General features: G+C 41.0%; 20 protein-coding genes and 1 pseudogene. 16 read left to right on the forward strand and 5 right to left on the reverse strand.

The genetic code is table 11. From position 1 onward, the window contains the following. Positions 1–79 precede the first annotated feature (79 nt). The 7 genes from PGH26_RS07040 (at position 80) to PGH26_RS07070 (ending at position 5,563) form a co-directional block, all read left to right on the forward strand. On the forward strand, positions 80–790 hold the full coding sequence (locus PGH26_RS07040) for a class I SAM-dependent methyltransferase (protein ID WP_323693284.1): 711 nt from the start codon (positions 80–82) through the stop codon (positions 788–790). A 17-nt stretch (positions 791–807) separates the two neighbouring features. Further along, positions 808–1,251, forward strand: a complete 444-nt coding sequence (locus PGH26_RS07045; RefSeq protein WP_323693285.1) for a GNAT family N-acetyltransferase — start codon at positions 808–810, stop codon at positions 1,249–1,251. Between the two features lie 221 nt (positions 1,252–1,472). Beyond that, positions 1,473–1,856, forward strand: a complete 384-nt coding sequence (locus PGH26_RS07050) for a VOC family protein (RefSeq protein WP_323693286.1) — start codon at positions 1,473–1,475, stop codon at positions 1,854–1,856. Positions 1,857–2,120: 264 nt separating this feature from the next. Next, positions 2,121–2,261 (forward strand): RAxF-45 family protein, encoded by a 141-nt coding sequence (locus tag PGH26_RS07055; RefSeq protein ID WP_323693287.1) that lies wholly within the window; start codon positions 2,121–2,123, stop codon positions 2,259–2,261. 86 nt (positions 2,262–2,347) lie between these two features. Further along, the gene (gene abc-f / locus PGH26_RS07060; protein ID WP_323693288.1) at positions 2,348–3,961 is read left to right on the forward strand and encodes a ribosomal protection-like ABC-F family protein; all 1,614 of its coding nucleotides are present in this window, start codon (positions 2,348–2,350) and stop codon (positions 3,959–3,961) included. Positions 3,962–3,976: 15 nt separating this feature from the next. After that, complete coding sequence (locus tag PGH26_RS07065; RefSeq protein WP_323693289.1) at positions 3,977–4,501, forward strand: P-loop NTPase family protein; 525 nt, start codon at positions 3,977–3,979, stop codon at positions 4,499–4,501. A gap of 90 nt (positions 4,502–4,591) precedes the next feature. After that, positions 4,592–5,563: a VOC family protein gene (locus PGH26_RS07070; protein ID WP_323693290.1), complete on the forward strand. Its 972-nt coding sequence runs from the start codon at positions 4,592–4,594 to the stop codon at positions 5,561–5,563. Between the two features lie 235 nt (positions 5,564–5,798). Here PGH26_RS07070 and PGH26_RS07075 read toward each other — a convergent pair whose 3' ends face one another. Continuing rightward, positions 5,799–6,620, reverse strand: coding sequence for a phytoene/squalene synthase family protein (locus PGH26_RS07075; protein ID WP_323693291.1), 822 nt, complete (start codon positions 6,618–6,620; stop codon positions 5,799–5,801). 145 nt (positions 6,621–6,765) lie between these two features. On the opposite strand from PGH26_RS07075, the gene PGH26_RS07080 reads away from it, so the two are divergent. The 4 genes and pseudogenes from PGH26_RS07080 (at position 6,766) to PGH26_RS07095 (ending at position 10,146) form a co-directional block, all read left to right on the forward strand. Further along, on the forward strand, positions 6,766–7,092 hold the full coding sequence (locus PGH26_RS07080; protein WP_323693292.1) for a MarR family winged helix-turn-helix transcriptional regulator: 327 nt from the start codon (positions 6,766–6,768) through the stop codon (positions 7,090–7,092). Positions 7,093–7,250: 158 nt separating this feature from the next. Further along, a pseudogene (locus tag PGH26_RS07085) lies at positions 7,251–7,665 on the forward strand (MFS transporter); the annotation flags it as partial. A 19-nt stretch (positions 7,666–7,684) separates the two neighbouring features. After that, positions 7,685–8,452 carry a DUF3891 family protein gene (locus tag PGH26_RS07090; protein ID WP_323693293.1) on the forward strand — a complete coding sequence of 256 codons (768 nt, stop codon included), beginning with the start codon at positions 7,685–7,687 and terminating at the stop codon, positions 8,450–8,452. A 101-nt stretch (positions 8,453–8,553) separates the two neighbouring features. Next, on the forward strand, positions 8,554–10,146 hold the full coding sequence (locus tag PGH26_RS07095; RefSeq protein ID WP_323693294.1) for an acyl-CoA synthetase: 1,593 nt from the start codon (positions 8,554–8,556) through the stop codon (positions 10,144–10,146). A gap of 14 nt (positions 10,147–10,160) precedes the next feature. Here the strand turns inward: PGH26_RS07095 and PGH26_RS07100 are convergent, their stop codons facing one another. Further along, on the reverse strand, positions 10,161–10,502 hold the full coding sequence (locus PGH26_RS07100) for a CHY zinc finger protein (protein WP_323693481.1): 342 nt from the start codon (positions 10,500–10,502) through the stop codon (positions 10,161–10,163). Positions 10,503–10,644: 142 nt separating this feature from the next. On the opposite strand from PGH26_RS07100, the gene PGH26_RS07105 reads away from it, so the two are divergent. Continuing rightward, on the forward strand, positions 10,645–11,067 hold the full coding sequence (locus tag PGH26_RS07105; protein WP_323693295.1) for a DUF948 domain-containing protein: 423 nt from the start codon (positions 10,645–10,647) through the stop codon (positions 11,065–11,067). Positions 11,068–11,080: 13 nt separating this feature from the next. Continuing rightward, on the forward strand, positions 11,081–11,632 hold the full coding sequence (locus PGH26_RS07110; protein WP_323693296.1) for a DUF948 domain-containing protein: 552 nt from the start codon (positions 11,081–11,083) through the stop codon (positions 11,630–11,632). Positions 11,633–11,809: 177 nt separating this feature from the next. On the opposite strand, the gene PGH26_RS07115 is transcribed toward PGH26_RS07110, so the two are convergent. The 3 genes from PGH26_RS07115 to PGH26_RS07125 all read right to left on the reverse strand — a co-directional run bounded on the left by PGH26_RS07115 (position 11,810) and on the right by PGH26_RS07125 (position 13,238). After that, complete coding sequence (locus tag PGH26_RS07115; RefSeq protein WP_323693297.1) at positions 11,810–12,256, reverse strand: DUF948 domain-containing protein; 447 nt, start codon at positions 12,254–12,256, stop codon at positions 11,810–11,812. Between the two features lie 16 nt (positions 12,257–12,272). Then, positions 12,273–12,794, reverse strand: coding sequence for a DUF948 domain-containing protein (locus tag PGH26_RS07120; RefSeq protein ID WP_323693298.1), 522 nt, complete (start codon positions 12,792–12,794; stop codon positions 12,273–12,275). Positions 12,795–12,893: 99 nt separating this feature from the next. Further along, on the reverse strand, positions 12,894–13,238 hold the full coding sequence (locus PGH26_RS07125; RefSeq protein WP_323693299.1) for a DUF3899 domain-containing protein: 345 nt from the start codon (positions 13,236–13,238) through the stop codon (positions 12,894–12,896). 243 nt (positions 13,239–13,481) lie between these two features. Here PGH26_RS07125 and PGH26_RS07130 point away from each other — a divergent pair, with 243 nt between their 5' ends. From PGH26_RS07130 to opp3C, 3 genes are all read left to right on the forward strand, one after another. Next, positions 13,482–15,203 (forward strand): peptide ABC transporter substrate-binding protein, encoded by a 1,722-nt coding sequence (locus PGH26_RS07130; RefSeq protein ID WP_323693300.1) that lies wholly within the window; start codon positions 13,482–13,484, stop codon positions 15,201–15,203. Positions 15,204–15,364: 161 nt separating this feature from the next. After that, a complete protein-coding gene (gene opp3b, locus PGH26_RS07135) occupies positions 15,365–16,297 on the forward strand; it encodes an oligopeptide ABC transporter permease (RefSeq protein WP_323693301.1) in 933 nt (310 codons plus the stop codon). Then, the gene (gene opp3C / locus PGH26_RS07140) at positions 16,297–17,316 is read left to right on the forward strand and encodes an oligopeptide ABC transporter permease (protein ID WP_323693302.1); all 1,020 of its coding nucleotides are present in this window, start codon (positions 16,297–16,299) and stop codon (positions 17,314–17,316) included. The genes opp3b and opp3C overlap by 1 nt, the downstream gene beginning before the upstream one ends. Positions 17,317–17,331: the final 15 nt, after the last annotated feature.

Consider the following 17,331-nt stretch of genomic DNA (forward strand, 5'->3'; position numbering starts at 1 on the left):
TTCTTTAATCGTATACGGAAGTTGGTCTTCATTTTTGAAAAGTGTTGCATATCTATAACAGGAGAGGAAGTGTGACTGTTTGCAGAAGAATTACTTAGACTGTTTAGCGGTATTTGGTGTAGGGGGCGCTCATCCAGGAGGTCTGCAGCTTACTAAAACCATGTTAGCCGATGAAGAGTTCGACGGAAACATAGTTGTGTTGGACGCTGGCTGCGGGACTGGGCAAACAGCTGAGTACCTTGCAAAAAATAATGACTGTAAAATCCTGGCGGTAGACAATAACCCTTTAATGATTGAAAAAGCGGTTAAACGGTTAGCTAGGTTGAACAAAAATATTTGGACTGAAATTGCTGATATAGAGAGCCTCGCTTATGAAAATGATTTGATAGATGTTGTTCTTTCCGAATCTGTCATTGCTTTTACAACACCTGCCATCAGTATTCCAGAGCTGTCTAGGGTTTTGAAAAAAGGCGGACGACTTTTTGCAATTGAAATGGTACTTGAGCAACCAGTAAGTGATGAAGAAAAAGAGATAATAATGGAGTTTTATGGCATGGAGCAACTCTGGACTGAGAGTGAATGGGAGAACGCATTTTTACAAGCCGGTTTGCGTGTTCAATCAATAGAACGGCCAAGATTAGAAAACACTGTTAATCATGAAAGCGCAAGCGACTTTTTGCTATCGGATTCGATAGATGAAGCATATTATGACATGTTGGATAAACACTTAATTGTAACGGAAAATTATAAGAGCCAACTGGGTTTTCGTATTTTTAAATGCACGAAGTAAGCAGAGGGAGTGGAATCATGGAGATCCGGATGGCTACAGAGAAGGAAACGTTAGAGATATTGAGTCATTGGAGAGCCGTGCTTTCGGAAGCGACAGCAGGTTACTTAGAGACGATTCAGACAAGAGAACTTACTCCACTAGCGCCATTTTTTTATCATGAGTTCGATTATATGGTCTATGTCACGGAGGGTATAGTCCGTGGCTGGGTTGGAATAGGGGAGATTCGTGAAGTCTATATGCAAGAATCGAAAGGGTTCATATCCGAACTATATGTACTCCCTGAGTTTCGAAATCAGGGGATAGGCAGAAAACTTTGTCTGGAAGCTATTAATAAGTTTAATGATGCAAAATACCGCTCTGTTCAATTAAATGTGTTTAAAGGAAATGACTCTAGGAACCTATACGAGAAATTAGGGTTTACTGAAGTGAGCAGTCTTATGGAGCTTGAACTGGACGAGTAAATTTCTTCATTAGCATCGTGTAATAGTGTGGGAGAAATAGAATCTTTCCTTAAACGCAGTTTGAATAGTAGCAGGTGCCATGGAGATTGCTGTTTTAATCCATTGGCACCTTATTAAATAAAGGAATAAGTACTCTGCATAACGAATGAAAAGTTAAGAAATCTTTTAGTGAAAGTTCATCTGCATCAGAGCAGGTGCAGACATTTTGGGGAGGGAAAATTATGATTCAAAAATTGGGTCAAGTTATGGTGTACGTTTCGGATCAGGAGATGGTTAAGAAATTTTGGGTTGAGGATATCGGATTTAGTGTCATTTCAGAGGAAGACAATGGCCAAGGGATGCGCTGGATTGAAATCGCGCCATCGGATGATTCAGAAACTAGTATGATTCTTCACGATAAAGAGCTTATATCGCAGATGCAGCCTGAACTAAATGTCGGCACACCTTCGCTAATGTTTGTGACGGACAAGTTAGATGAACTTTATGAAAAACTTTCGACAAAGCAGTTGACTATTGGAGAGTTGGTCAGCATGCCGTCAGGAAGAGTTTTTAACTTTGCCGATCCGGAAGGGAATTACTTTGCGGTAATGGAGAAAGACATCTAAACAGGTGGAATAAAATTTTATTTATATGAAATGAAGTGCTATTCTTTGGGGAAAGCTTCCCTTTCCTAACGTATTAAGAGGGTACCGCAGAAGAAGCAATGATCTTTATACGTCACTGCTGAATGATTCAGGATTTAGCACTATTAACCGAGATGAATATGTGAAGAAATACGACTGAAAGACTTTGATTGACTATGGATTTCTTGCAATTCAATCATCGGCGTGTTAAAATTAATTCAACTATTTTGAACGGAGGTGAAAAGAATGAAAAAGACAGTCGCGCTGACAGGTGTTCAATTAGATACAGCTATGTATTTTGCACGTGTCATTACTTTCGATTTTTTGGAGAACGGGATACGTATGTCCATTTTTACAAAACCAAAAAATCAAAGCGCAACTGATTAACGTCATTCTTTTCACGAAAAGACTGCTTGTTAATAGGCGGTCTTTTTTGTTTGCCTGAAATCAGTGCGCTCCTGGAGGCACTTAATATGCATATAAAAGCGGAAAATCTTACGAAGTCCTATGGCGGAACAGCCATACTGGAAAAGTTGACTGTGGAAGTAAAATCTGGTGAGCATGTCGCACTGGTTGGACGTAATGGGTGTGGGAAAACAACCCTGTTACGCCTACTCGGACGCGCCGAATCTCCTGACGCAGGTCGTATTATCCAAGCAAAGGACAGTAAAGTTGGGTATTTGCATCAGATTCCGTCTTATCCGGATTACGTTGTCAAAGACGTTTTGTTTGAAGCATTTAGCGAACTGATTGAAATTGAACGTCGTATGAAAGAACTTGAATTGAAAATGGCAACTGACAATTCCGAACGGATCCTGCTCAGTTATGGAGAACTGCAAGAAACGTTCCTGGAACTAGGCGGGTATGAAATGGAATCGAAGCTAACGAGTATTTCAAATGGATTGGGAATTACTCGCTTTTTCCAGCAAAAGTTTGACGCGCTAAGCGGCGGTGAAAAAACAAAAGTGATGCTGGGTCAAATCTTACTGAAAAATCCAGACATCCTTCTCCTGGATGAACCGACAAATCATCTCGATCTATCTGCCGTTGAATGGCTTGAGCAACATATTCAACAATTTCCAGGAACTGTAGTACTCGTTTCTCATGACCGTCAATTCATGAACCAAGTTGCGGGGAAAGTAATTGAATTAGAAGACGGACAATGCTGGGTGAGCCACGGAAATTACGACTCATTTCTAGTGAATAAAGAAGCTAAATTAGAACAGCAGTTTTCTGAGTATAAAGAACAGCAAAAGAAAATCAAGAAGATTAAGGAAGCTATACGTCGTTTGCGTCAATGGGCAAACGAAGCCTCCCCTCCGAATCCAGATCTATTCCGCAAAGCAAAATCTATGGAGAAAATGCTTGCGAGAATAGAAATGGTCAAAAAGCCGAAAACTGAAAAAGCGATGCGGCTTCGGTTAGAAGCGAGCGAACGCAGCGGGAAAGAAGTGGTGCTGATTGAAAAGGTAAGTCATCAGTATTCATCAGGACACCCTCCGATTTTTTCTGACATCTCCATGAATGTTTTCTGGAAAGATCGATTGGCGATAGTCGGAAATAACGGTACAGGAAAATCTACACTTTTGAAGTTGATCATGAACCAAATTGCGCCGTCTGAAGGACGAATTCATATAGGAAGCAATGTTACAATCGGATACTTAGCGCAACAATTCGATACGCTAAACGTTGAATTGCGTCTGATCGATGCTTTTCGCGAAGAGATAACGATGACAGAAGCGGATGCCAGACATGTCCTTGCACAATTTTTGTTTTATGGTCATGATGTCTTTAAGAAAGTGAAAGATTTAAGCGGCGGCGAGAAGATGCGACTTCGCCTCGCACAGCTGATGCAGCAGAATATTAATTTGCTCCTGCTGGACGAACCAACGAATCATCTGGACATTGAGAGTCGGGAAGTACTGGAAGAAACACTGGAACATTTTGAGGGTACAATTATTGCGGTGAGTCATGATCGCTATTTCCTGCAGAAGCTATTTAATAAGATTGCTTGGATTGATCAAAAGCAAATTACCGTTCACGATGGTGATTACGAGTTTGCTCAGCGCAAGCATGTTGAGTGTTAAGTAAGGGAGGGTGTTATGAAACGGATTCTAGTAATAGGAGTTTCTGCTGGTGCTGGAAAGTCGACATTTTCCAGTTGCTTGGGAGAAAAGCTCAACTATCCAGTCACTCATTTGGACAGTTTGTATTTTAGTCCTGGTTGGAATGAAGTTAGCGAGGAAGTGTTTGTGCAGCGTCAAAGAATTGCGACAGCTGAATCTTCTTGGGTTATAGAAGGCAACTATTCTAGAACATTGTCAGTTAGGGATGTACGTGCTGATACAGTTGTTTATTTGGAACTTCCTCTTTATCTGTGCTTAGTTCGTGTGTTTAAACGGCGAATTAGATATCATGGCCAAACGAGACCGGATATGGGAAAGGGATGTCATGAAAAATTAGACTGGGCATTCCTCAAGTATATCCTGACAACCTATCGGCGTAGGAAGATAGAGATGCGCAATCGGATGGAGCGATATGCAGATGATGGGAAAAAGGTGTTTGTTCTGCAATCTCGAAGACAAATAAAGGACTTTCTTGATATCAAATTAGACGAACTGCATTAGCAGTTCGTTTTAATTGTATTCTATTTGGATTAAAAGTATTATTATCCTGAATTAAGAGTAATTGTTTTTAGATAATAGGGGGTTCTAGTAATGGAGTTAAAAGGCATCCATCACGTTTCGGCTATCACTGCAAACGCAGCTGGAAATTTACACTTTTACACAGATATCATGGGAATGCGACTTGTGAAAAAGACTGTCAATCAGGATGCACCTTCGATGTATCATTTGTTTTACGCTGATGAAGCAGGGAATCCGGGCACGGAGTTAACTTTTTTTGAAATCCCGCACGCAGGTGCTACTCGTCCAGGTACGAATAGTATTTCGTTGACATCGTTAAGAGTGGCGTCAGACGAGGCACTATACTTTTGGAAAGAGCGATTTAAAAAGTATGGGGTGGATCAAGAAGAAATTACGGAACGAGTGGGACGTAAAACAATTCGATTTACAGATGCTGAAGGACAGCGGCTGATGCTCGTTTCGGATGAGAAAAATGCGGGAGTAGAAGGCGGAACACCACGATTTCACAAGGAAGTCCCAAAAGAATTCGGGATAATCGGACTTGGTCCTGTGACGCTGACTGTTGCAAATGGCGAATTGACTAGAAAGTTAATAGAAGAAGTTTTGAAATTTAGTCCAGCAGCTACTTACCCTTCTGAAGTGGATGGCCAGCGTGAGGTGGTCGTTTATTCGACAGGAGAAGGCGGAACAGGTGCGGAACTTATTCTTGAGGAACGCACAGATTTAGCGACTGAACGGCTTGGACGTGGAAGTGTTCACCATGTTGCGCTTCGTGCAGCGGACCAGAAAGAACTTTCAAACTGGATTGAACGGCTCACGGAAATGAAAGTTCCGCATTCAGGTTTTATTGATAGATTCTATTTCCGCTCTGTTTATATTAAAGATCCGAATGGGTTAACAATTGAACTCGCAACGGACGGACCGGGATTTGATGCCGATGAGCCGTTTGAAACGATGGGGGAGTCCTTAGCGCTGCCGCCATTTTTGGAACCGCGGCGCGAGGAAATTGAAAGACGGCTTAAGCCGCTGGGTGGCGGGAATTAATATGAAACATGTTTTATGTTTATGATCATAATGCTGGGTTTATGAGCGGAAATCTGTGTTTATGATCACAATGCTGGGTTTATGAGCGGAAATTTGTGTTTATGATCACAATGCTGGGTTTATGAGCGGAATCCGCGGTTTATGATCACAATGCTGAGCTTATGAGCGGAATCAAATCTTTATGGTCACCACTACATCCAAACCAACAAAAAAGAGCAGCCGCGGCTGCTCTTTTTCATGTTGTCTCTTTTAAGATTTCATCCACCGTTGCGTTTACTTCATCGCGTTTCATCTTTTCTTCGCCTTTTTCAAGTGCAGACAATGTCTTTTTCGCGAGTGCTAGTGGGATTTTGCAGAATAGTGTTATGTTTTTTGTTTCGATCTGCTTCATATAGTCATCCGCCATATCTAAATTTTCTCTGGCGTAGCCAAACAAATCATCGCGCGTCCAGCCTTCAGGTAAGAAGCGGACGCCTCGTTCTGCGTCTTCATCTTGATTGCGTAACATATTGACCGCCTGCAATCCACGGCCATAGCCGATTGCTAATTCGCGATCAGTTTTTGTCCCATTGTATTGCTCCCAAATATCAGAAAGCATGACACCGACGAGTCCTGCTACATAGTACGTATACTCATCCAAGTCTTCTTTTGTTTCGATTTGGAAGTCTTTTTCAACCCACTTCGCCATGCCATCCGCCATAATTGCAGTCACATTGCGCACGTTTTCATACAGTTCCGATGGACATACTGCAAGCCAGTCAGCTAGACGAAGTGTCACTTCAGGAAGCTGCCCTTCAACTGGTTTCAAAAGTGCCGCATACTCTTCTTGGTTAAATCCATTCCGAAGCAAATCGGCTGTAGCCCGGAGTAATGCAGTCTTTTTTACAGGATCCAGTTGTTCGTGATCTTCAATTTCATCGATTGCACGTAAGCAAAGGTAAGCAGAACCGACTGTTTTACGCAGTGTCGAGTTCAATAATTTAATGGGTATGTAAAATGTGCGGCTCGTTTCTTTTAAAACGCGCATCGCATCCTTTTGTAAGGCAGCTTCATTCATGTCAAAATCCTTCTTTCCATAATACGATGTAGTAGACTCTATTGTTTCTATCATACCGCTTACGCACTGTCTTTTCCATTGAAAGCCTCTTGAATGCTTGGCGCAAGCTAAACGGGAACTTATGCTTGTAAGGAGGTAGAATATTATGTCTGCAGTGTATAAAACGGATTTTGTTAGATTTGAAGAACTATTCTGGAATGTGACGCGGGAAATGGGCAAGATGTGGAAGGAAGTTTTCGAAGAGCATCTGCCAGGTTCACAGTCTTATCTGGTATTTACATTAGCGCGAAAAGGTCCTCTGAAAAGGTCGGAGCTCGCACAAATTCTAGGATTGACTGCCGGTGCCGTGACAGTTGCGTCTGATAAATTGATTGCCCATGGATATGTCACTCGTCTTCGTGATGAATCTGACCGGCGCATTGTACACCTTGCAATTACTGAAGATGGCAGGGAAATGCTGCAGCATTTGTGAGCAGTAGGAAGAACAAAAATGACAGAAGCCTTCATTCATCTTAATGATGGCCAATTGCCGATGCTGATTGAGGTCTTTGAACAAGCAGCTGTCAATATATCCATTATGAAAGGAAACGAGCAATGAACCATTTAATTGCGAAATAAAAAGTGACGATTATGATTGGTATCATGAGTACGATGTTTTTTCGCTAGCAACCAAACGATTATCGGTGTCGCCATGCCTCAAATCATTTCGCGACTTGGCGGCATGGGTTATTACACGTGGGTAATTACAATTTACTTACTGACAATGGCTGTTGCAACAATCCTCGTTGGGAAACGTTCTGATATTTACGGTAGAAAACCGTTTCTGCTTGCGGGTATCGGAATTTTCATGGTCGGGGCATTCCTGTCCGGATTCTCTTCAACAATTTTCCAACGTATTGTTTTCAGGGGGATTACTGGCATCGGCGGCGGTGTCATCATACCTACTGCTTTTACCGCAGTCGGAGACCTGTATTTACCAAAAGAATTGGCAAAATGGACGGGGGTAATAAGTGGAATCTTTGTGATTTCGAGTGTACTTGGACCTTGAAAAGGAAGTGTTAAAAATGATTTTACGTGAGCGGGAAGAGGAGTTTGTAATGATTGAACAAGATCATCACGGTCATTTGTCGGAACGGATTATGAGTCATTGGAAAAAAGAGTTATTCCCAGGAATCGATAAAAGAGATTCCGTCTTAATGGCCATAAAACATCATGATCTGGGATGGTTGCCATTCGACAAAGAGCCTTTTTGGAATGATGCTAAACAAAAACCCTATAGTTTCACGGATTTTCCTTTTCCAGCAAAAATGATTCTTCACAAACAAGGATTGAACTTGGTAGAACAGTTAGATCCATATGCAGCAATTCTTTGCAGTGAGCATTACAGTCAATTCCTAATCGGAAGTAAAGATCCAGATGCCATCGATTTCCTAGAAGCCGAGTTTAATCGCAGGAAGCGGTTGAAAAATGTACAGAAAGAGTTTGATGAACTTATTTTCAAGAAACACTATGGCTTACTGCAGCTGGGAGATAACTTTTCGTTATACGCTTGTATTAATGAGCCTGGCGTTGTGAAATCTGAAGAACATCCATTTTTTAAGGAAGGCATTCCTTCACCAGAATACCTGGAAGGGTTGCCCAGTCATCGAATGGATGTCCGGTTTGCTGATAACAGAACAATTTGTGTGGAAAATTTTCCGTTTGATAACTCATTTGAAATTGAGTATACTCAACGAATTGTAACCCGCCAGGCTGTTCGAGATATTGGATTGATTAAAGCCTATAGCGAAGCAAGAGTTGAAACCATCCGGTTGGATTTCAAAAGTAAATAATCAAAGAGGAGCAGATTGCTAGTTTAAGCATCTGCTCCTCTTGTTTTAGTTAGTTATCTGAATTATCATTATAATAGATTCTATCATTGAGGAGGATGTTGATGACTAATCAAGTCAATGTTGATGGGCTTATTGATCAAGTACAATCTGTAAGAAGAAACACGCTGGGTGATTTGCTCCTAAGAACGAGTGAACGTTTTCCGAAGAAAATTGCACTTGTGTTTAAAAAACAGCGCCTCACCTATCATGAACTGAATGTTCTTGTGAATCAGACTGCACATGGGCTTTTATCGATTGGGATTAAAAAAGGTGATTTTGTCACGGTTATGTCTAGAAACAGCATGGATTTTGCCATCCTCAACTTTGCATTAGCACGTATTGGATCAATAATGGTGCCAATTAATTATATGTTAACTGAAGATGAGATTAGTTTTATTCTTGAACATGCTAAGATACATGCAGTATTTGCTTCAGAGGAATTCACATCGATTATGGATCGGGCAATGCTTCATCATAAAGCAGAGCAAAAGGTGGTAATCGGACAAAACAACGAAAATGACGTTGAAGACTGGAAAAACCTCAATAAAATTCGCAAGGATCAGTCCGACGTACTTCCAGAAAGTCAAATTGAAGATGATGATATTGCACATGTGTTATATACGAGCGGGACTGAGTCCAGACCTAAAGGCGTCATGCTCAGTCATAAAAGCCTGATAAGTGAATATGTCAGCTGTATAGTAGATGGGAAAATGAGTGAGGATGATATTGTCATTCACGCGCTCCCTTTATATCACAGTGCGCAATTGCATGTTTTCCTAGGTCCGAGTGTTTACTTAGGGTCAACGGGTGTCATTTTGGAATACCCAACTCCTGAGACAATCTTAAAAACGATTGAAGAGCAACACGCAACGTTGCTGTTCTGTCCTCCGACTGTATGGATTGCACTTCTCCGCCATGAGGACTTCGATAAAAGGGATCTGTTATCACTAAAAAAATGCTATTATGGTGCCGCAATTATGCCGATGGAAATATTGAAAGAGTTGAATGAACGATTACCCGGTGCATCTCTTTGGAATTTTTATGGTCAAACAGAAGTGGCACCGCTAGCAACAGCGCTGCAACCTGAAGATCAGCTGAGAAAGCTTGGTTCAGCAGGATTACCAAGTTTGAACGTACAAACCAGAATTGTAAATGATCAGGATGAGGAAATGCCCCGAGGAGAGCTAGGGGAGATTGTTCATCGAACCCCCCATGCTATGAAAGGATATCTGCACGATGCAGAAAAAACAGCTGAAGCATTTCGGGGAGGCTGGTTTCACAGCGGGGATTTAGGGGTTATGGACGAAGAAGGATATGTTACGATTGTGGATCGGAAGAAAGATATGATTAATACCGGAGGCGTCAACGTTTCCAGCAGAGAAGTGGAGGAAATTATTTACGAAATGGAAGACGTGTCTGAAGTGGCGGTTATTAGCATTCCAGATTCTTATTGGATTGAAGCGGTAACAGCAGTCATCGTTCCAAAAGCAGGTAAAGTATTAAGTGAAGATGAGGTCGTTGAGTTCTGTAAAAAACGATTGTCATCTTTTAAAACGCCTAAGTATGTTGAATTCACAAATGAGCTGCCTAAAAACCCAAGCGGCAAAGTGTTAAAACGCACATTGAGAACGGATTATGCGAGCAGAAGCAGATAATGACCATTATTAAATTAGGAACCTTCACCCGTATCAAAGTATAAATGCGCATGTAAGCTGCAGCCAGGATTAAAATCACTTTGACACTTTGGGCAATTGGATTGGCAGCTTAAATACTGCCGAATCGTCAGTTCATGTCCGCAATTGCCGCATAGAACGGCTTTTTGGTCAAAGTGATTTTGTGGCCATGGTTTTGGCTTTCCGCATCCGCATTGTGTATGGCATTCAAAACAAGGGAAATACTGATTACAACAATAGAACTTGATGGCAATCCGATCAATTTCTTTATGGTAATGCAAACAACGCGTTTCTGAATCTACTTCGATTCCAGCAACATTTTGTCCATGTATGTACATCCGACTTTCAACTCCTTTCTTAATATTGTACGCTAACAGTTGAATGTAAACAAAAAGCGTGAATTTAAGTGCATTCAAGGCATATTGATGCATACTACACCATGTTTTGTGGTATACACAAGTAGGAAGGAGGGATTGCTGAATGACATTTGTCCATATTGGCGTGTTTTTAATCGCACTATCGTTCGCCATTTTCGCAATTTATTTATGTATTGTTTTGACAAGAATAACAGGATTGCTGAGAACTGTCGGGAGTACTGCTAACCGTATGGCAGACAAAGCGGATATTTCCATCAAAGAGTTGGAATTGACAATTGTTGAGGCGAGAACTTCAGCAACCGATGTACAAGTGAAATTAGATGCTTTGAACAGCGTCGCTGAAACTGCTCAAAACCTTGGAGATACTGTGTACACAGCTTCAGAAAGTGTACATGGAATGGTGGAAACCTATGCCAAGCTACCGGATTTGCCGGGAACAAAGCCTTTTGTAAGACTTATACAGCTTGCAGAGTTTGCTTCAAGCCTATTCTCTACATGGAAAAAAGCTGAAAATGTAACGAAATGATGGAGGGATGAAGATGAGTTTAACTGGAATTGGAGTACTCTTAATAGGGGCTGCCTTTCTTATTCTTGCGATTTACATAGCTCGCGTATTAAATGGGGTAGCTGGCACACTCGGCGGTGTGAACAAAACGCTTGATCAGCTCCCAGATCAATTGGATGGAATCCTGGGAGAAACTGGACAACTGATCCGGCATTCCAATGATACGCTGTCTGATGTGAATGAGAAGTTAGGGAATTTGACACCGGTGTTTGAAGTAGTGGGGGATGTCGGAAATACGACACGTAACTTAACCGCTTCACTGCATAACGCAACGGATGCGGGAAAACGTAAAGTAGATGGGCTGGACGAGGAAACTCGTAACAAATCCATTGGCGGTCTATATGGAACGGCAGCTTTAGGATACTTTGCCGTACGTAAAGGCAAAGCAATGAAAAAATCATCAAGTTATCTTCGCCCGGGAACGATGCTAAATGAAGGTCAGCATCGTGCCAATGATATTCAGAGGATGAAAGCGGAGGCAGCAGCTGCTGCAAAGTCCGGTAAGTATGTGAAAAACGACTTATAAAATGAAAAAAGCGCTGGCAGATGCCAGCGCTTTTTGTTTCGAGAAATTTAACTTAAACGATTCGCAGATCTAATCATTTAACGGAACACCGGCAGCGAAGTTCGCCGACACCAAGTGACATTGATACCTTAAGAAGGAAAATTAAAAAAGCCAGTGCATGCATGCACTGACTCAAAGTTACTTCTTTAGAAATTCAGCTTCTGCTTTTACTTCCTTCTTGTTTTGCTGAAGATAGAAGAGGAATGACAAGAAGCCGTAAAGCCCTTGATACTTTTCACGTCGTGTTAAGTTGGCTGCGTCTGCTGTATTCTCTTTCAGCGTATTCGTTTTAATTAATGCGCTTTGTGTGAGGGAGCGAGCAGCTTCACCAGTATCTCCAACGATTTTGAAAAGAGGTGTGATTTCGTTCACTTGCTGATTCACGTTTCCAATTGTTTCGTTGCTTGTATTTAATACGAGCTGTGCTTGTCCGGTTACGTCATCCATAACATTTGGCAACTTTTCAGTGGTTTGTTTTAAATTCTCCATTACGTCTCCAAGTTTCTTGAGAGGTTTAATCAGAATCACTACTAACACTGCAAAGGCGATTCCGATGACCAATACACCGATACCCATCCAATCCATCTACATCACCTCTAAGTTAGTTTTTTTGCTGCGGTTCAGGCAATCTCTTTTGAGGAGAGGGAAGTAAATCTGTTCTCCCTGTGTTTTGCTTGCCCTGAGTGGAAGTATAAGAAGCTTTCGTTTGTTTTGCTTTTTCACGTTTTGCTCGGAAATAAATACTGGCAGCGATTCCAGTGATGGTATTCGCTTTCTGCATCAAGTCTTTGTGTTTTGGATCAGGTGTGCTGATTTGTTCAGACAGCGATTGAAACGACTTATTCATATGTACCGTTGAATCGTCCAATTTTTCAGCTGTCTTTGAAACACTATTCAATGAGTGCAATTTACGCTCTACATCTTCTGTAATACGATTGGTATTTTCGAGTAGTTCGTTTGCTTGATCGGTAATGCCGTTCAACTTTCCCTGCATACTTGTTAATGTTTCGGACACTTCATTCATCGTTGCTTTAGCACTTTTTAAAGTAGTAATCACAAATATTGCGATGAGAAGAAGTGATAGTGCGGCAATTGCTGCACTTACATACAAAAGAATTTCCATTCCACAATCCACTCCATTCTGACTGTCGTCTGCAACTTAACCCACATACCTAGTTGTACCACTATTCCATTGTGCATAAACACTTCAAGACATGCAAGTTCAACTATAGTAGAAACCCATAGCAATGAACATCATGATGAAAATTGGAATTCCAGTAAGGAACAATATTCTTGGGCTCATGGAAAATACTTCAGAAGGGGAGCGCATGGACTCCAAATCTTCCTTCGTATGCTTGAAGGACAATACTTTTCTCATACTGCTATTGAAAAAATCAAATGAACCAGTACGGAAAATATAGACAATTCCTCCTACAAAGAGCAGCAGACCGCCAACGTAAAATGAATTATTAATATACGCTAACAATGTTATTCCGTCACTTAAAGCAAAACATAGAATGAAAATAATAAGTTGACCAAATAAAAATAACAGTGTGACTTTTTTCAAATTTCTAACCTCTTTTTCTATTTCCTAGTTATATTCACTATGTATAATACAATACTATTACAATTTTAACAAAGAAAATACGCCAAGAAACCGCTTACCGACACAATTTAGCGGCAATTCACATTCGTCAATTGGTTATGGCTAGTAAAATTTCTTTTGAAAAACACTTTGACTTAAGAGAATTTAATTGTATAATGAAATAGTGTTAATTCTTCAGACAATTATAAAAAAGGGGGCTATAACTTGAAGAACACGAAATGGTTGTTACTAATGGCACTGACATTAGTACTAAGTATCTTCCTTGCTGCTTGTGGCGGTACGGATGATAAAAAAGAAGATACAACTAAAGATGACGGCAAAGATGAGAATGCAACTGAAACACCAGCAAAGGAAGACGGTGAGCCGGACGCTGAGCAGATTTTGAACTTAGCTGAATCTGCTGCAATCCCTTCTGTTGACTCAGCAATCGTTGAAGATGCAGTCGGATTCAACGTATTGAATAACGTTAACGAAGGTCTTTACCGTTTAGACCAAGAAAACAAGGCTATTCCAGCAATGGCTTCTGAAGAAGCAACTGAAAGTGAAGATGGACTTACGTATACGTTCAAACTTCGTGATGCAAAATGGTCTGATGGAACACCAGTAACAGCTGAAGATTTCGTATTTGCTTGGCAGCGTGCTATCGATCCTGCAACTGGATCACCTTACGGACCATTCATGATGTCTGGTACTGTTAAGAACGCTACAGCAATCAGTGAAGGCAAAATGGATAAGAAAGAACTTGGAATCGTTGCGAAAGATGAAAAGACTTTGGAAGTTACACTTGAGCGTCCAGTTCCTTATTTCCTTTCATTGATGTCATTCGGAACATTCTACCCGCAAAAAGAAGCATTCGTAACTGAAAAAGGCGATGCATATGCTACAAACTCTGATAACCTTCTTTATAACGGACCATTCACACTTACTGACTGGGACGGAACTGGCGGAAGCTGGGTTTACAAGAAGAATGATGAGTATTGGGATGCAGAGAACGTAAAGCTTACACAAATCAATGTAAACGTTGTTCAAGATTCAGCAACTGCTGTTAAACTTTACAAAGATGGAAAGCTTGACCGCGCTGGAGTATCTGGCGACTTGGCAATGCAGTATTCTACAGATGAAGAGGCTGTCCTTCAACCGGAAACTTCTGTATTCTACATGAAGTTCAACCAAGAAAAAGGCGGTAAAGAAACACCGCTTGCTAACGAAAACATCCGTAAGGCAATCGCAAAATCATTCCAAAAAGAAGACCTTGCTGACGTTGTTCTTGCTAACGGATCACTTCCTGCAAACTTCCTAGTACCAAAAGATTTCGCATACGATGAAGATGGTAAAGACTTCCGCGAACTAAGTGGAGATCACTTAGAATACAATGCAGAAGAAGCAAAAGATCTATGGGCAGCAGGATTGAAAGAACTTGGAGTTGACTCTCTCGAACTTGAAATCTTAGGCGGAGATACTGACCTTTCTAAGAAAATGGACGAGTACTTCAAATCACAGCTTGAAACAAATCTTGAAGGCTTGACTATCAAGCTTAAAGAAGTTCCTTTCGCAGTTCGTCTTGAACTTGACGGTAACCAAGACTATGATATTCAAATTTCTGGTTGGGGCCCTGACTTCCAAGACCCAATTTCATTCCTAGACTTGTTCGTTACTGATGGAACTAACAACTTAATGTCATACTCAAACCCAGAATATGACAAGTTGATTGCTGATTCAAAAGGAGATCTTGCTTTGAAGCCAGCAGAGCGTTATGAAGCTTTTGCAAAAGCTGAAAAAATCCTTCTTGATGAGGATGCGGCAATTGCACCGATTTATCAGCGTGGATTAATTTTCCTTGAAAAACCATACTTCAAAGGTTTAGTAAGTCACCCATTCGGTGCTGACTATAGCTTCAAGTGGGCTTATATTTCAGGTAAAGAATAAACGTTAGACAGCTGAATAACGGGAGTATATGGTGGGTTAACGCCATATACTCTCTTTTTAATAATAGTGAGTTTTGTGAATTTTTTGTAAGTGCTTTCATTCTGAAAAATAACCGTCACGTGGGTTTCATATAAATCAGTACATAGATCTGGAGGTGCACCATGGTTAAATATGTCGGAAAACGAATTATCTATATGTTTATAACAATGTTTCTAATTGCGACTGCAACATTTTTCTTAATGCAAACATTACCGGGTTCGCCAATTGCTTCGTATAGCAAATTGACTGAAACTCAGAAACAAAATGTTGAGAAGAAGTATGGTATTGATAAGCCGAAACCAGTTCAATACGCAATCTATATGAAGAACTTGGCTAAAGGTGATTTAGGGACCTCGTTTGCATTTAAGAATAAAAGTGTAAATGACCTTCTTGCTTCACGCATTAAGCCTTCCTTTATACTTGGAGCCCAGGCGATGGTCTTCGGTACGATAATCGGGATATTGCTTGGTATGATTGCGGCATTAAAACAAAATACTTTCTGGGATTATGGGAGCACGTTCTTTGCGATATTAGGAATCTCGATTCCTTCATTCGTTTTTGCAACGATGCTACAATATTACATTGCTTCACAGTGGCACCTTTTACCGGTTGGACTATGGAATGACGGCTGGAAATCGAGTATTCTTCCATCAATCGCATTGGCAATGGGACCACTTGCATTGTCTGCCCGTTTCATCCGTACAGAAATGATTGAAGTTATGGGATCTGATTACATTACTCTTGCGAAAGCAAAAGGTGCAAACGGATTTGAAATCGCATTTAAACACGCATTCCGAAATGCATTGATCCCATTGATTACTGTTTTAGGACCGGTTGCAGCAGGGCTGGTTACAGGTTCACTCGTAGTTGAGCAAATATTCGCGATTCCTGGAATCGGTGAGCAGTTTGTTTCTTCAATCATGGTGAACGACTTTGCAACAATTATGGGTACAACCTTATTCTTCTCAGCATTCCTAATTGTTGTTATTTTCATCGTGGATATTTTATATGGAGTCATTGACCCTCGTATCCGCTTGTCTGGAGGGAAAGCATAATGAAAAAAGATCTCGAACAGCTGCCTCAAGATCAATTTGAACGTATTGAAATCGATAGTTCTCATGCTGAACGTATTGAGAAACCAAGTTTAAGTTTCTGGCAAGATGCTTGGCTGCGCCTCCGCAAAAATAAGGCGGCAATCGTTAGTATGATCGTACTTGTATTACTAGTAATCATGGCGTTAGTCGGACCCCATCTGAATGGCCATGACGGTGCGGAACAAAACTTAAGACACGCAAATCTTCCACCTAAAATGCCTGGAATTGAAAAATTGGGGATTATGGATGGTGTAGGTAATTTAAGCGGTAATAAAGTCGATTTGTATGCAATGAAAAAAGTGGATGAGTATTATTGGTTCGGAACAGACGGGCTAGGCCGCGACTTATTTACGCGGCTTTGGGAAGGTACTCAAATTTCACTGCTCATTGCATTTGTTGCAGCTCTAATTGACTTAGTGATCGGGGTATTATACGGAGGAATTTCCGGATACTTCGGCGGTCGGACAGATGATATTATGCAGCGTATTGTAGAGATTTTGATTGGTATACCAACACTGATTGTAGTAATACTCATGATCATGCTGATGGAGCCGGGTATAGGGGCCATCATTATTGCCATCTCTATTACAGGATGGATCGGAATGTCTCGTATTGTACGTGCTCAAATTTTGAAATTTAAAAACCAAGAATTCGTACTAGCAGCTCGTACATTAGGAACAAACGACTCTAGAATAATTGGCAAACACTTAATGCCAAACGTATTGGGCATTATCGTGATAAATACAATGTTTACAATTCCAAACGCAATTTTCTTTGAAGCGTTTCTAAGTTTCATTGGAATCGGGCTGCAGCCGCCAGCAGCGTCACTGGGTACACTCATTAATGATGGATATAAAGTTATGGAATTCCAACCATACGTATTGTTGTTCCCATCCATCGTTATTAGTGTCTTGATGATTGCCTTCAACTTGATTGGTGACGGTTTACGTGATGCACTCGATCCGAAAATGAAAGACTGATAGGAGGAAAGCGAA

The sequence above is a fragment of the Sporosarcina jeotgali genome (assembly GCF_033304595.1).
GTDB lineage: Bacteria > Bacillota > Bacilli > Bacillales_A > Planococcaceae > Sporosarcina > Sporosarcina jeotgali.